The organism is Saccharopolyspora erythraea, assembly GCF_018141105.1.
GTDB classification, from domain to species: domain Bacteria; phylum Actinomycetota; class Actinomycetes; order Mycobacteriales; family Pseudonocardiaceae; genus Saccharopolyspora_D; species Saccharopolyspora_D erythraea_A.
Window position 1 is genome coordinate 4,524,898 of record NZ_CP054839.1, and the last position, 12,379, is coordinate 4,537,276.

The following is a 12,379-nucleotide window of genomic DNA, read 5'->3' on the forward strand; positions in this document are numbered from 1 at the left end:
GCGATGAACATGCGCGTGGTGTGGGCGAGCGGATTCGGTGGTCCGGAGGTGCTGGTGGCGGGGCGGGCCGAGGCGCCGGTGGCCGGGCCCGGGCAGGTGGTGGTGGCGGTGGAGGCCGTCTCGATCACCTTCGTGGAGACCCAGATCCGCCGAGGCGAGTCGCCCGGCCCGCCGCTGCCGGAGGTGCCCTACGTCCCGGGCAACGCCATCGCCGGGCGGGTGATGGCCACCGGTGAGGGCGTGGCCCCGGCGTGGCGGGGCAAGCGGGTGGTCACCGAGACCGTCGACGACAGCGGCGGCTACGCCGAGCAGGCGCCGGCCGCCGTGGAGGACCTGCTGTCGGTGCCCGACGGGCTGGGCCTGCCCGAGGCGGCGGCGCTGCTGCACGACGGCAGCACCGCGCTCGGGCTGTTCGACAACGCCTCGATCCAGGCGGGCGAGTGGGTGCTGGTGGAGGCCGCGGCGGGTGGACTGGGCAGCCTGCTGGTGCAGCTGGCCCGCGCGGCGGGAGCCCGCGTCATCGGTGCGGCGCGCGGAAAGCGCAAGCTCGACGTGGTGAGCGGGCTCGGGGCCGAGGTCGTGGTGGACTACTCCGAGCCGGACTGGACCGAGCGGCTGCGCGACACACCCCCGACGCTGGTCTTCGACGGCGTGGGCGGTGCGATCGGCCGCGCGGCCTTCGACTGCCTGGCACCGGGCGGCCGGTTCTCCATCCACGGCGCGGCCAGCGGCGCGATCACCGCCCCCGGCGACGGCGAAGCGCAGCGGCGCGGCGTCACCGTGCTCGGGCTGGACCAGCTGTTCACCTTGCGCACCGGGATGCGTGACCGCGTCCAGCGGGCCCTGGCCGAAGCCGCGGCGGGGCGCCTGACCCCGACCATCGGCCAGACCTACCCACTGGAGCAGGCCGCCGAGGCCCACGCTGCCATCGAATCCCGCGCCGTCATCGGCAAAACCCTGCTGCTGCCCTGACAGCGTCGTGGGACGGGGCCTCCCGCCGCCGTGTTCAGCGCAGGGAACGCACGAACGCGCTGAACACGGCGGGGGTGAGGCGAAGGACCGGCCCGTCGGGATCTTTGGAGTCCCGCACGGCAACGGTTCCCGGAGCGAACCCGACTTCGACGCAGTTCTCGGACGGGCCACTGCGGCTGCTCTTGCGCCAGGAGAGGTCGGTCGTGGTCATCTGGGACTCCCGGGTCGGGGGCGGGTTCACCGCAGTTTGCGGAGAAAAGCCCTGAACGCGTTGTGCGACACCCGCAGGATCGGCCCGCCGAGGTGCTTGGAGTCGCGCAGGGCTACATCGGTGGGGAGGAACGCGACCTCCACGCAGTTCTCGCGGACGCTGCGGCTGCTTTTGCGCCAGGACCGCTTGTCGGTCACGTGCATGCCGGTTCCTCCATGACGAGGTGTGGTGTCAACGCAGGGCGCGAAGCAGTTTCTGAAACGCACGCGGTGTTACGCGGAGGGTGGGGCCGTTCGGGTCCTTGGAGTCCCGCACCGCCACCGCCGTGGCGGTGAACGCGACCTCCACGCAGTTCTCGCGGACGCCACTGCGGCTGCTCTTGCGCCAGGTGAGGGCGGACTGCTCGGTCTCTCTCATTCCCGGCTCGCTTCCGTGTCCAGATGTCGTGCCATCTCGGCGATCAGCTCGCCTGATTGTTCCTCACACAGGGCTCGGGCTGCCAGGTTCCTGAGGGCGTCGCGGTAGACGTCGACCTCGTGGCGTTCCTCGACGAACAGGCTCGAGGTCAGGTTCTCCAGGAACACCACGCTGGGACCTTCGTGCTGCTGGAGCAGGGTGAACGCGCCGCTGGCGCCGACGTGGCCTCCGGTGTTGGCCACCACGCGGATGCTGATGTTGTGCCTCGCCGAGCACTCGAGCAGATGCTCCAACTGGCGTCGTAGGACATCACGTCCACCGACCATCTGGTGCAGCGCCAGCTCGTGGATGAGGACGTGCAGCTTCGGCGGGCGTTCGCGCAGCAGTACTTTGTGGCGGTTCAGGCGTGTGATCATGTGCTGCTCGACCGCTTCGGGCGGCACGGCCTGCGACTCGGTCATGAGCGCTCTGGTGTACTCGCCCGTTTGCAGCAGGCCCGGCACCACGGTCGTTTCGAAGTTGATGACGCGAGCCGCTCTGGCTTCCAGGGCGATGAGGGTGCGTTGGCGTTGGGCGAAGTCCGGGTGGTTGCGTTGCCACCAGCCGCGGCGCTCGGCCTCTCGCGCGAGCGCGAGGAGTTCGCGCCGCCGGGTGCCTTTCACGCCGTAGACGGCCAGCAGTGAGGCGATGTCCTCGACGGGCAGCGTGCGGCGGCCGGTTTCGAAGCGGCTGAGCTTGCTGGCCGAGGCGTCGATGCGTTCGGCGGCGTCGGCGAGGCTGAGGGCGTTGGTCTCGCGCAGGGTGCGCAGTTCGTCGCCGAGTTGCTGGCCTCGGACGGTGGGATCTGGGTCTGTCATGTCGGTGTCCCCGTGGTGAGTCGGTTGATCATGGTCACCACGCCCGAACCGACGCTGTCGCGCCGCCGCGCCGAGCAACCATCCCAAGGCAGGAACCGTTGCCAGCACTGCAAAAACCGGGCGGTCGCGCCGGCAGCGAGCACCGACACGACCGCCCGGTAGCGCTACCTCAGCGCAGGAGTCGCTTCCACACCTCGTGGTCGGCGACGCCGGTGGGCTGCAGGCCGTTGGCGGCCTGGAAGTCGCTGACCGCGGTGGCGGTGCGGCCGGCGTAGTGGGCGTCGGCGGGGACGTAGTGCCCGCGCGAGGTGAGCAGGGTTTGCAGGGCGCGGACGGCGTCGCCCTGCCCGTCGCCGGAGAGCACCGGTGCCAGCGCGGTCCAGGCGGTGCCGCCGAACAGGCCGGGTTCCTCGATTCGGGTGGCGTAGCAGGTGGCGGTCTCGAAGTGGTGGTCGCGCAGGAACCGCGTGGTGGCGGCCTGGGTCTGGGGGCCGTGGACGCCGTCGACGGGCACGTCGGCGGCTCCCTGGGCGCGCAGCAGGTACTGGGTGGCGGTGACGGCGGGGCCGGTGGCGCCGGGCTTGAGCAGCAACCAGGTCACCGGGTGCACGACGTGTTGTCCGACGGCGGCTCCGACGGCTTCGCGCAGTTCGGGTAAGCGCCCGTAGAGCACTTCGCCGGGGCATTCGGTGGACATGAAGTCGCGGTGGCCGTAGATCGCGCTGGCGCTGATGCCGTACTGGGCGATCATGTAGGTGCACAGCTCCACCAGCGTGGTCCAGAGCTTGGCCGGGACGTCGGCGCTGGTGTAGGTGCCTTCGTTCTCGATGCCCAGCGACACCGAGTTCTGGTCGCCGGCGTGGGCGCCGAGCACGTGCTGGCTCCCGGCGGTGAGCACCGACAGGCTCTTGTGCCTGCCTTCGGTGAGCCAGCCGCCGCGGCTGTTGGTGAAGTTCTGGCCGGTGTCCTTCCAGCCGTTGCCGTCCATGTGGTGGTTCTGGATGGCGCGGGAGAGCGCGAACGCCTGGGCCTGGGAGGTGTCGTCGACGTTGGCCGAGGCGGTGTGGTGGACGATGATCTTGGTGGGCTTGCTGTCCAGGACGTCGATCGCGCTGGTGGGCTCGCGCGCGCCCCACTCGTCGCAGCCGGAGATCGACGGGGCGGCCGGCCTGAACGGCGCGCCGTGTGCGGGGAGGCCGAGGGTGCCGGCGGCGGTGACGGTGAGTCCGCCGACGAGGAACGAGCGGCGTGCCAGCGGCGAGCGGCGAAGGGACATGGAGGTCTCCAATGCGGCCAGGTTGATCACGTTCGGGGTCGGGGCGAACCTAGGAACAAGAGCGTGCAGGTACCAGGGCCGCGTGAGTAAATAGTTGGCGAAAAAGCGCCAACGAGTGGTTGCTTGATCACGCGCCGGAGCGGAGTGCCTGCCGGGTCCCGGCGCTACTGTGAGCGCGGGCGATCATCGACGGAGGCGGATGTGAGGGTTGCGGTGACCGGCGCGAACGGCCGGATCGGCCGGGTCGTGGTGGACGCGCTGGTGCGCGATGGGCACGAGGTGGTGGCCATCGACCGCTCGCTGCCGCAGTCCCGGGCGGGTGTGGAGGCGGTGGCCGCCGATGTCACCGACTTCGACGCGGTGCGCGACGCGCTGGAGGACTGCCGGGGTCTGGCGCATCTGGCCGCGGTTCCCTCGCCGTGGCACGACGTGGGCCACGTCGTGCACAACACCAACGTCACGGCCGGTTTCAACGCGCTGTCGGCGGCGGTGGAGGCCGGGATCTGGAAGGTGTGCCAGGCGTCGAGCATCAACGCGGTGGGCGGGGCGTTCTCGCGGCGCGCCCGTTACGACTACTTCCCCGTCGACGAGACGCATCCGACCTACAACGAGGATCCCTACAGCCTGTCGAAGTGGATCGCCGAGGCCCAGGCCGACTCCTTCGCGCGCCGGTACGCGCAGCTGACGGTGTCGAGCCTGCGCATCCACGGCGCGGTGCCCGACCGCGACGCCGCCCGCGTGTCCGATCCCGGCGATGCGATCGCGGTCAACCACCTGTGGGGTTATGTGCGGCTGGACGCGATCGCGCAGGCGTTCGTGCTGGCGTTGCGGGCCGAGTGGCGGGGCCACGAGGTGTTCAACATCGTCGCCCCCGACACCGCCGTGGACGTCGGCTCGCGGGCGCTGGCCGCCGAGTACTACCCGGGGGTGCCGATCCGCGCCGACATGGTCGGGCGCGACGGGTTCTACGACTGCTCCAAGGCGCGTCGCGTGCTGGGTTGGACCCACGAACCGGGCAACGCCAACGGCTGAGCGCCGGCGGTCGCCTCATGGCCGAGGCAACAACGCGATCACAACGGCGTCATGCCCGCAGCGTGGCCGGGTCCCACTGGCGGAGACATCCGGCATTGCGATGGCTGTGAGGGGCATGGGGACCCATGGACCGATTCGCCGACTTCCTGCGGCGGCAGATCGACATCGACCTCGAGTTGCTGCGCTGGGTCCGCGAGGACGCCGAGGCGGGCAGCGAGCGCGGCTGCTATGTCAGCGTCATCCGGGGGTTCCGGGAGTGCGAGCTCAAGACGCGGCTGTTGCGGGCGCATCAGTGGTGCGGTTCCGGGGCGGGGCCGTGCGACCAGGTCGGTGACGCGTTCCCGCCGGAGGACGAACGCGGCTGCACGACCCGCGCGTTGCTGGGCCTGCCGTATTCCGACCGGCCCGGATACGCCAAGCGCTGGCGCCCGTGAGCGAAGCTCAGGGATTGATGGCGTACTCGGTGAACTGACCGCAGGCGCGGAATCCCAGGCGCCGGTAGACGCGCTCCCCGTCGGCGGAAGCCTGCAGGACGGCCGTGCGGTGGCCGGCGTCGCGGGCGGTGTGCAGGGCGGCCAGGGTGATGGCCGCGCCGTAGCCGCGGCGGCGCTCGGTGGCCAGGGTGGCGATGTTGTAGATGCCGGCGACGTCGGCGTGCAGGAACACCTCTGCTGTGCAGACCGGGCGTCCGGCCGCGTAGCCGACCAGGTAGCGGGCGGGGCAGCCGGGTGCCAGCGCCGCGCCGGCGGCTTCGGCGTAGAAGCGGTGGACGGTGGCCGCGGGCGGGTCCCAGTTGGCGGCCAGGATCGCGGCGTAGTCGGCGAGTTCCGCGCGGGTGCCGACTTGCCGGATGTGCAGGTCCGGGACGGGTGCGGGCGATGGTGCGTGGTCGAGGTGGGCCCACATGCCGGTTTCGGTTTCCGATGGGGACAGTCCCGCGTCGTGCAGGTGTGCGGGCAGTTTCGGTGGCGTTGAGGCGGGTCCGATCCACCAGGAGAACGGGCGTGCGGTGGCGGTCAGCTCCCGCACGGTCTCGCCGACCCTGGTCGCGGCGGTGGCGGGGGTGAGCTGGGTGGCGGCGACGATGTTGAAGGTGTCGTCGTGCAGGCCGCTGTCGGCGACGATCAGGTCACCGGTGTCGGTGACGGTGGCGTCCGGTAAGTGGCGGTGCAGGTGGCAGGCGTGTTCGGCGAGGTTCTGCTCCATCCTGGCCGGCAGTCCGGCCTCGGCGGTGCTGTCCTGCGGTGGGGTCATGGTGGTTCATTGCAGCACCGCGAGCCGCTGCGGGCATGCGGTTTTCACCCGCGGTGGACCGCGGTGCGGGCGTGTCGGGCGGGTAGTACTGCGGGGATGGCCGGGTGGTGACGACGGGCGAGGTGGTCGGCGGATGAGCGAGGCGGTCGTGGTCGGCTCCGGTCCCAACGGGCTGGCCGCCGCGGTGGCGCTGGCGCTGCGGGGCGTGTCGGTGACGGTTTTGGAAGCGGCCGAGGAGATCGGGGGCGGTGCCCGCTCCGGTGAGCTCGACGTGCCCGGGGTGGTGCACGACCACTGCTCGGCCGCGCACCCGACAGGTGTGGGCTCGCCGTTCCTGCGGATGCTGCCGCTGGAGCGGTACGGGCTGCGGTGGCGGTGGCCGGAGGTCGACCTGGCGCATCCGCTCGATGACGGCAGCGCGGGGGTGATGCTGCGTTCGGTCGCCGACACCGCCGCGCTGCTGGGTGCCGACGGAGGCAGGTGGCGGGCGTTGTTCGAGCCGCTGGCGGCGGACTTCGACGCGGTGGCCGCCGACATCATGCGCCCGGTGACCCACCTTCCTGCGCATCCGGTGGCGTTGGCGCGGTTCGGGCTGCGCGCGGTGCAACCGGCGACGGTGCTCGCGCGCCGCTGGCACACCGCGCAGGCGCGGGCCCTGTTCGCCGGGACTGCGGCGCACGCGTTCCGCCCGCTGCACGCGCCGGTGTCGGCGGCGATCGGGCTGATGATGACCGCGGCCGGGCACCGCTACGGGTGGCCGGTGGCCGAGGGCGGGTCGGGCGCGGTGACAGGTGCGCTGGCGCGGATGCTGCGTGCGCACGGCGGCCGGATCGAGACGGGGGTGCGGGTGCGGTCGCTGGCGGAGCTGCCGGCGGCGGAGGCGGTGCTGCTGGACGTGTCACCGCAGGCGGCCGCGGAGCTGGCCGGGGACCGGCTGCCGGTGCGGGTGCGGCGCGCCTATGAGCGGTTCCGGCGTGCTCCGGGCGCGTTCAAGGTGGACCTGGTCGTGGAGGGCGGGGTGCCGTGGCGCAACGAGCACTGCCGGCGTGCCGGGTTCGTCCACGTGGGAGGGACGCTGGAGGAGGTCGCCCACGCCGAGCGGGAGGTCGTGCGGGGACGCATGCCGGCGCGGCCGGTCGTGCTGGTGGCCCAGCAGTACCTGGCCGATCCGGGCCGGTCCCGCGGTGACCTGCATCCGGTGTGGGCCTACGCCCACGTGCCTTATGGCTATCCGGGTGACGCCACCCCGGCGGTGCTGGAGCAGCTGGAGCGCTTCGCGCCGGGAGTGCGGGAGCGGGTGGTGGCGGTGCGTTCGCGTTCGACGGCGGAGATGGCCCGCTACAACCCCAACTACGCCGGTGGCGACATCATCATGGGCGCCAACACCCCGGTGCAGTCGGTGTTGCGTCCGCGGGTGACGTGGGATCCCTACCGCACCGGGGTGCCGGGGGTGTACCTGTGCTCGGCGGCGACTCCGCCCGGTGCCGGAGTGCACGGCATGTGCGGGTTCAACGCCGCCCGCTCGGCGCTGCGCGCGCTGTAGGAAGTCCAGGCGTCCAGGTGTGTCGTTGTGGTCTCGTCTGGACCCGGCAGGAAGGGTGGTTCCAAGCATCGCGTCATCTACTCGGTCGCGTCGTCTCTCGACGGCTACAACACCGACGCCCAGGGCGACTACTCCTGGGCGTTCCCCGACGAGGAGGTCATCGCCGCACTCAACGCCGACGCCCGCGAGGTGAGCACGTACCTGTACGGGCGGCGGATGTATGAGGCGATGGCGGGGTGGGAGACCGATCCGGCGGTCGCTGCTCAGTCGCCGGAGTCGGCGGCGTTCGCGACCACGTGGCAGGCCGCTCAGAAGATCGTCTTCTCGGCCGGTCTGCCCGAGGTGTGGACGCGGCGCACTCGGCTGGAGCGGGAACTGACGGCCGAGGCGGTCGAGACCGCCCGGGGGCCGAGGCATCCGGGGACCTGACGGTGGAGGGCCCGACCTTGGCCCGCAGTGCGCTTCGGCTCGGGCTCGTCGACGTGATCGAGCTGCTGCTCTGTCCCGTCGTCGTCGGGGCGGGGACACCGGTGCTGCCGGATGGGTTTCGAACCGCTCTTTCCCTCACGCGCGAGCGCCGGTTCGGCAACGGCATGGTGCAGCTCACCTACGCCGTCCGATAGCCGGCTTCGCCCGCCATGGCACACTTGGCGGGGACGTCACCGTTTCGGGCGCGGCTGTTCGGGTGAGTGTTCACCCGCTCGTGGCGGTCATTCTTGGCCTGCATCGGCCGGGGCTCGGCTCGTGGCCGGTACTCGAGCGGGCTTGTGCCCGTGCATGGGCGGGGGATGCGGACACCGCCGTGCGGGCGGAAGATCACGTTTACTGATCGCGCCTCTCCGAATCAACGACAATTATCGGAATTACCGAAATTGCCCGGGGAATCGTAGTAGCTCGTGTGTCCGGACGCGGGCGCTGTTCGGGGTGCCGCGTTTCGGGTGAGGGGTCACTCGCCTGTGGTGGCCACCCTTTTATCTGTATTGGCGGCAAAAGTCGGCCCATAGACTCCTGCAGCGGAATGATCGACATCCTGCGAACGGACGAGGAAAAGCGCGTCATGCTCATGCAGCGGCAGGCCGTCTCCGCTGATCCGGTATCCGCCGCACGGTACCAGCGTCGGAATCGCCGAAACCACGCCGGGGAATGCGACGTCCGCGGGATGTGCCGGAAGGCGCCGGACGGCGGGCGCGCCGATCGGGGGCCCGGTCGTAGCCGCCGGCCCGAGGGCCGTGGCTGCGGTGTCGGCGGCGGGGCACCTGCGCCAGCAGCGGGCAGCGGGTGTCTCCGCCGCCGATCCTCGGCCGGTCCTTCTCCTCCGGAGCCGCCGCGCACGGCGTGAGCAGACGCCGGTGCCGGTGCCGCGATCGCGTTTCCGGATCGCCGAGCGGCTGCTGACCACTCGTGACAACCCACCGCACACCAGCAAGTTTCATCGACCGGGAGGTTCGTGACGTGTCATCGTCACCCGCTGCCGAACCGTTGTTGTCCCTGCGAACCCAAGCGGCTCGTCTGCTGGCGACCACGACGAAGACGCCGCCGCAGATGCAGTCCATCAGTTCCCGCAACCTGCTCAGGCAGTTGCCGTGGGTCGGTGTCACCAGTGGCACGTACCGGGTGAACCGGCGCCTGCAGATCAGGGTGGGCCGGGGGCGGGTGTCGTTCCTCCAGCACGGCGCCGATGTCGCCATCATCCCGGGCACGCTCACGGAGCTGTCGGCGTTGCGGGGCTACACCGACACCGAGGTGCTGGAGCGGCTGGCGGGGTTGTTCACGGCCCGCCAGGTCACGCCCGGGCAGGTCCTGGCCAGGGAGGGCGATCGGATCCGGGAGGTGTTCGTCGTCGCGCACGGCCGGATCGAACGCCTGGTGACCGGGGAGTACGGCACCGTCGACCACCTGGGGGTGATCGCCGACGGCGACCAGGTCGGCGACGAGGCCGTGGGAGTCGACGACCCGAGCTGGTCGGCGACGCTGCGCTGTTCCACGGCGGGCACGGTCATGGTGCTGGAGTGGGATGCCCTGCTCGGGCTTCTCGACGAGGCGCCGGGTCTGCGTGCGCATCTGGAGGACTTCGCGCGGCGCCGGGCGCTGCCGCAGAACCGGCGGGGTGAAGCCGAGGTCGCCCTGTCGGCGGGTCATGAGGGCGAGGCGGTGATCCCGGGGACCTTCGTCGACTACGAGCTCGAGCCGCGCGAGTACGAGCTGTCGCTGACCCAGACGATCCTGCGGGTGCACACCCGCGTCGCCGATCTCTACAACGACCCGATGGACCAGGTCGAGGAGCAGCTGCGGCTGGCGGTGGAGGAGATCCGCGAGACCCAGGAACACGAGCTGGTGCACAACCGCGAGTTCGGGTTGCTGCACAACACCTCCTACGACCAGCGGATCTCCACCCGCGGCGGGCCGCCGACGCCCGATGACATGGACGACCTGCTGTCGATGCGCCGTTCGACCGATGCGTTCTTCGCGCATCCGAAGGCGATCGCGGCGTTCCTGCGCGAGTGCAACCGGCGTGGGCTGGTCGTGGACGCCGGGCGGCTGGACGACGGGTCCAAGGCGCTGACGTGGCGGGGCGTGCCGGTCTACCCGCTGGGCAAGATCGGCGTCAGCGACCACAACACCACCTCGATCATCGCGATGCGCCGCGGCGAGGACAAGCAGGGGGTGGTGGGTCTGCGGCCGGCCTCGTTGCCGGATGAGGTGCAGCCCGGTCTGAACGTGCGGTTCATGGGCGTCACCGAGCAGGCGATCCTGCGCTACCTGGTGACCGCCTACTACAGCGTCGCGCCGCTGGTGCCGGATGCGGTCGGGTTGCTGGAGCACGTGGAGATCGGGCGGGAGGCGTCCTGATGATCGAGCTCGTCGGCCACGAGACGCCGGTTCCCTCCCAGCAGCAGCACACCGGTGGGGTGCGCGGGACCAGCGCGTGCACTCCGCCGGGGGTGGGTGAGCGGACGACGGTGCTGTACTGCCCGCCGCCGCCACCCGAGCGCCCCGAGGTCGCCGCCGAGATCAACCGCCGCGTGGTGGTGTGGATGCAGGGGCTCGGCCTGGGTGGTGAGGACAACGTCGCCGGTGTCTACAAGCACGACCCGGGTCGCGGTATCACGTTGTGCCACCCCGGCAGTCAGGACGTCGAGCGGATGACGGCCGCGGGCAAGATGATCGTGGCCGAGACGGCGGTGGACGACTACTTCTGCGAGACCAACAGCCGCCGCGACGCCAACGACCAGACCATCGGGCCGAACCTGTCGCTGGCGCAGTCGGCGATCGACGCGCCGCGCCTGACCCCGGACCTGCAGGCGTCGTGGAACAAGTGCCGCGACGACCACCCGGTGCTGCGCGCCCAGCACGAGGCGTTCGACGACCTCGAGCGGATCGGCAGCCCGGCGCAGGCCCAGCGCATCCGCCACGACATCGCCCAGCTCTACCTGGGCTACAACGCCGAGAACGGGTGGCGGTTGCTCAACCGGCTGCCGCCGGTGTGGCAGTACCTGGCCAACCGGCAGATGAACTCGTTCCGCCCGTGCCTGAACCTCACCGACGCCCTCGACGGCTACGAGCTGGCGCCGCAGCTCTACGCCCACCCGCTGGTGCAGGACTGCACCGCGCGGGCGACGCTGATCGCCACCCTCTACAACGACCTGGCCTCCTGCGAGCGGGAGATCCGCGAACACGGCCTGCCGTTCAACCTGCCCGCGGTGATCGCCGCCGAGCAGCGCATCGCTCTGGACGAGGCGTTCGTCCAGGCCTGCGAGATCCACAACGAGCTGATCCAGGCCCTGGAAGAGGCCACCGCAGAGGCCACGGCCGCACTGGCCGACCCGGCTCTCACCCGCTACCTGACGGGCCTGTGGTCATGGCTGGCGGGCAGCCGCCACTGGCACTTCACCACCGCACGCCACCGCGCATGAAGGGATCAACGACCATGACCAAGTCGATCCACGAGAACGGGACCGCCGCCAGCGTCTACCAGGGCAGCATCGCCGAGTACTGGAACCAGGAGGCCAATCCGGTCAACCTGGAGCTCGGCGAGGTCGACGGCTACTTCCACCACCACTACGGCATCGGTGAGCCCGACTGGTCGGTGGTCGAAGGCGACGCCGCGACCTCGCACGAGCGCACCACCAGGGAGCTGCACCGGCTGGAGACGCTGCAGGCCGAGTTCCTGCTCGACCACCTGGGCAACGTCGAGCCGGAGCAGCGGATCATGGACGCCGGGTGCGGACGCGGCGGCTCGTCGTTCATGGCCCACGAGCGGTTCGGCTGCAGCGTGGAGGGCGTGTCGCTCTCGCGCAAGCAGGTCGACTTCGCCAACGCGCAGGCCCGCGAGCGCGCGGTGGCCGACAAGGTCGCCTTCCACCAGCTCAACATGCTCGACACCGGGTTCGACACCGCCGGTATGCAGGCGATCTGGAACAACGAGTCCACCATGTACGTCGACCTGCACGACCTGTTCGCCGAGCACTCGCGGCTGCTGGCGCGCGGCGGCCGGTACGTGACGATCACCGGTTGCTACAACGACGTCTACGGGTTGCCTTCCCGGGCGGTGTCCACGATCAACGCGCACTACATCTGCGACATCCATCCGCGTTCGGGTTACTTCCGCGCGATGGCGGCCAACCGGCTGGTGCCGTGCGCGGTGGTGGACCTGACCGAGGCGACCGTGCCGTACTGGCGCCTGCGCGCCAGGTCGCCGCTGGCCACGGGTATCGAGGAGACTTTCATCGAGGCCTACACCAGCGGCAGCTTTCAGTACCTGCTCATCGCCGCCGACCGCGTCTAGGCGAACGCACGACAAGGGTTGTCCCCGGCGA

Annotated in this window: 16 protein-coding genes; 9 read left to right on the forward strand and 7 right to left on the reverse strand. The window is 70.8% G+C overall.

Translation table 11 applies throughout. From position 1 onward, the window contains the following. Positions 1 to 9: 9 nt before the first annotated feature. Entirely contained in the window at positions 10 to 972 is a 963-nt protein-coding gene (locus HUO13_RS20270; protein ID WP_211903013.1) for a zinc-binding dehydrogenase, read from the forward strand. 34 nt (positions 973 to 1,006) lie between these two features. Here the strand turns inward: HUO13_RS20270 and HUO13_RS20275 are convergent, their stop codons facing one another. The 5 genes from HUO13_RS20275 to HUO13_RS20295 all read right to left on the reverse strand — a co-directional run bounded on the left by HUO13_RS20275 (position 1,007) and on the right by HUO13_RS20295 (position 3,733). Then, positions 1,007 to 1,183 carry a DUF397 domain-containing protein gene (locus HUO13_RS20275; RefSeq protein WP_211896701.1) on the reverse strand — a complete coding sequence of 59 codons (177 nt, stop codon included), beginning with the start codon at positions 1,181 to 1,183 and terminating at the stop codon, positions 1,007 to 1,009. 26 nt (positions 1,184 to 1,209) lie between these two features. Continuing rightward, positions 1,210 to 1,386 (reverse strand): DUF397 domain-containing protein, encoded by a 177-nt coding sequence (locus tag HUO13_RS20280; protein ID WP_211896702.1) that lies wholly within the window; start codon positions 1,384 to 1,386, stop codon positions 1,210 to 1,212. A 28-nt stretch (positions 1,387 to 1,414) separates the two neighbouring features. Next, positions 1,415 to 1,600 (reverse strand): DUF397 domain-containing protein, encoded by a 186-nt coding sequence (locus HUO13_RS20285; RefSeq protein WP_211896703.1) that lies wholly within the window; start codon positions 1,598 to 1,600, stop codon positions 1,415 to 1,417. After that, positions 1,597 to 2,565, reverse strand: coding sequence for a helix-turn-helix domain-containing protein (locus HUO13_RS20290; protein ID WP_249123888.1), 969 nt, complete (start codon positions 2,563 to 2,565; stop codon positions 1,597 to 1,599). The genes HUO13_RS20285 and HUO13_RS20290 overlap by 4 nt, the downstream gene beginning before the upstream one ends. 61 nt (positions 2,566 to 2,626) lie before the next feature. After that, positions 2,627 to 3,733 (reverse strand): peptidoglycan recognition protein family protein, encoded by a 1,107-nt coding sequence (locus HUO13_RS20295; RefSeq protein WP_211896704.1) that lies wholly within the window; start codon positions 3,731 to 3,733, stop codon positions 2,627 to 2,629. Between the two features lie 201 nt (positions 3,734 to 3,934). Between HUO13_RS20295 and HUO13_RS20300 the strand changes: the two genes are divergently transcribed. Beyond that, positions 3,935 to 4,765, forward strand: a complete 831-nt coding sequence (locus tag HUO13_RS20300) for an NAD-dependent epimerase/dehydratase family protein (RefSeq protein WP_249123889.1) — start codon at positions 3,935 to 3,937, stop codon at positions 4,763 to 4,765. A gap of 125 nt (positions 4,766 to 4,890) precedes the next feature. Beyond that, a complete protein-coding gene (locus HUO13_RS20305) occupies positions 4,891 to 5,199 on the forward strand; it encodes a DUF6221 family protein (protein WP_211896705.1) in 309 nt (102 codons plus the stop codon). Between the two features lie 7 nt (positions 5,200 to 5,206). On the opposite strand, the gene HUO13_RS20310 is transcribed toward HUO13_RS20305, so the two are convergent. Further along, the gene (locus HUO13_RS20310; protein WP_211896706.1) at positions 5,207 to 6,019 is read right to left on the reverse strand and encodes a GNAT family N-acetyltransferase; all 813 of its coding nucleotides are present in this window, start codon (positions 6,017 to 6,019) and stop codon (positions 5,207 to 5,209) included. Between the two features lie 133 nt (positions 6,020 to 6,152). Between HUO13_RS20310 and HUO13_RS20315 the strand changes: the two genes are divergently transcribed. From HUO13_RS20315 to HUO13_RS37570, 3 genes are read left to right on the forward strand one after another with little or no spacing between them, the layout of a single operon-like run. Further along, entirely contained in the window at positions 6,153 to 7,562 is a 1,410-nt protein-coding gene (locus HUO13_RS20315; protein ID WP_211896707.1) for a phytoene desaturase family protein, read from the forward strand. 27 nt (positions 7,563 to 7,589) lie between these two features. Then, positions 7,590 to 7,991, forward strand: coding sequence for a dihydrofolate reductase family protein (locus HUO13_RS20320; protein WP_249123890.1), 402 nt, complete (start codon positions 7,590 to 7,592; stop codon positions 7,989 to 7,991). 2 nt (positions 7,992 to 7,993) lie between these two features. Further along, positions 7,994 to 8,185, forward strand: a complete 192-nt coding sequence (locus HUO13_RS37570; RefSeq protein ID WP_249123891.1) for a dihydrofolate reductase family protein — start codon at positions 7,994 to 7,996, stop codon at positions 8,183 to 8,185. Positions 8,186 to 8,508: 323 nt separating this feature from the next. Here the strand turns inward: HUO13_RS37570 and HUO13_RS20325 are convergent, their stop codons facing one another. Next, positions 8,509 to 8,697, reverse strand: a complete 189-nt coding sequence (locus HUO13_RS20325) for a hypothetical protein (protein ID WP_211896708.1) — start codon at positions 8,695 to 8,697, stop codon at positions 8,509 to 8,511. Positions 8,698 to 9,014: 317 nt separating this feature from the next. On the opposite strand from HUO13_RS20325, the gene HUO13_RS20330 reads away from it, so the two are divergent. The 3 genes from HUO13_RS20330 to HUO13_RS20340 are packed head-to-tail and all read left to right on the forward strand — an operon-like array spanning position 9,015 to position 12,348. Then, positions 9,015 to 10,412, forward strand: coding sequence for a family 2B encapsulin nanocompartment shell protein (locus tag HUO13_RS20330; RefSeq protein ID WP_282973928.1), 1,398 nt, complete (start codon positions 9,015 to 9,017; stop codon positions 10,410 to 10,412). Beyond that, positions 10,412 to 11,476 carry a family 2 encapsulin nanocompartment cargo protein terpene cyclase gene (locus tag HUO13_RS20335; protein ID WP_211896710.1) on the forward strand — a complete coding sequence of 355 codons (1,065 nt, stop codon included), beginning with the start codon at positions 10,412 to 10,414 and terminating at the stop codon, positions 11,474 to 11,476. The genes HUO13_RS20330 and HUO13_RS20335 overlap by 1 nt, the downstream gene beginning before the upstream one ends. Before the next feature lie 14 nt (positions 11,477 to 11,490). After that, positions 11,491 to 12,348, forward strand: a complete 858-nt coding sequence (locus tag HUO13_RS20340; RefSeq protein WP_211896711.1) for a geranyl diphosphate 2-C-methyltransferase — start codon at positions 11,491 to 11,493, stop codon at positions 12,346 to 12,348. Positions 12,349 to 12,379: the final 31 nt, after the last annotated feature.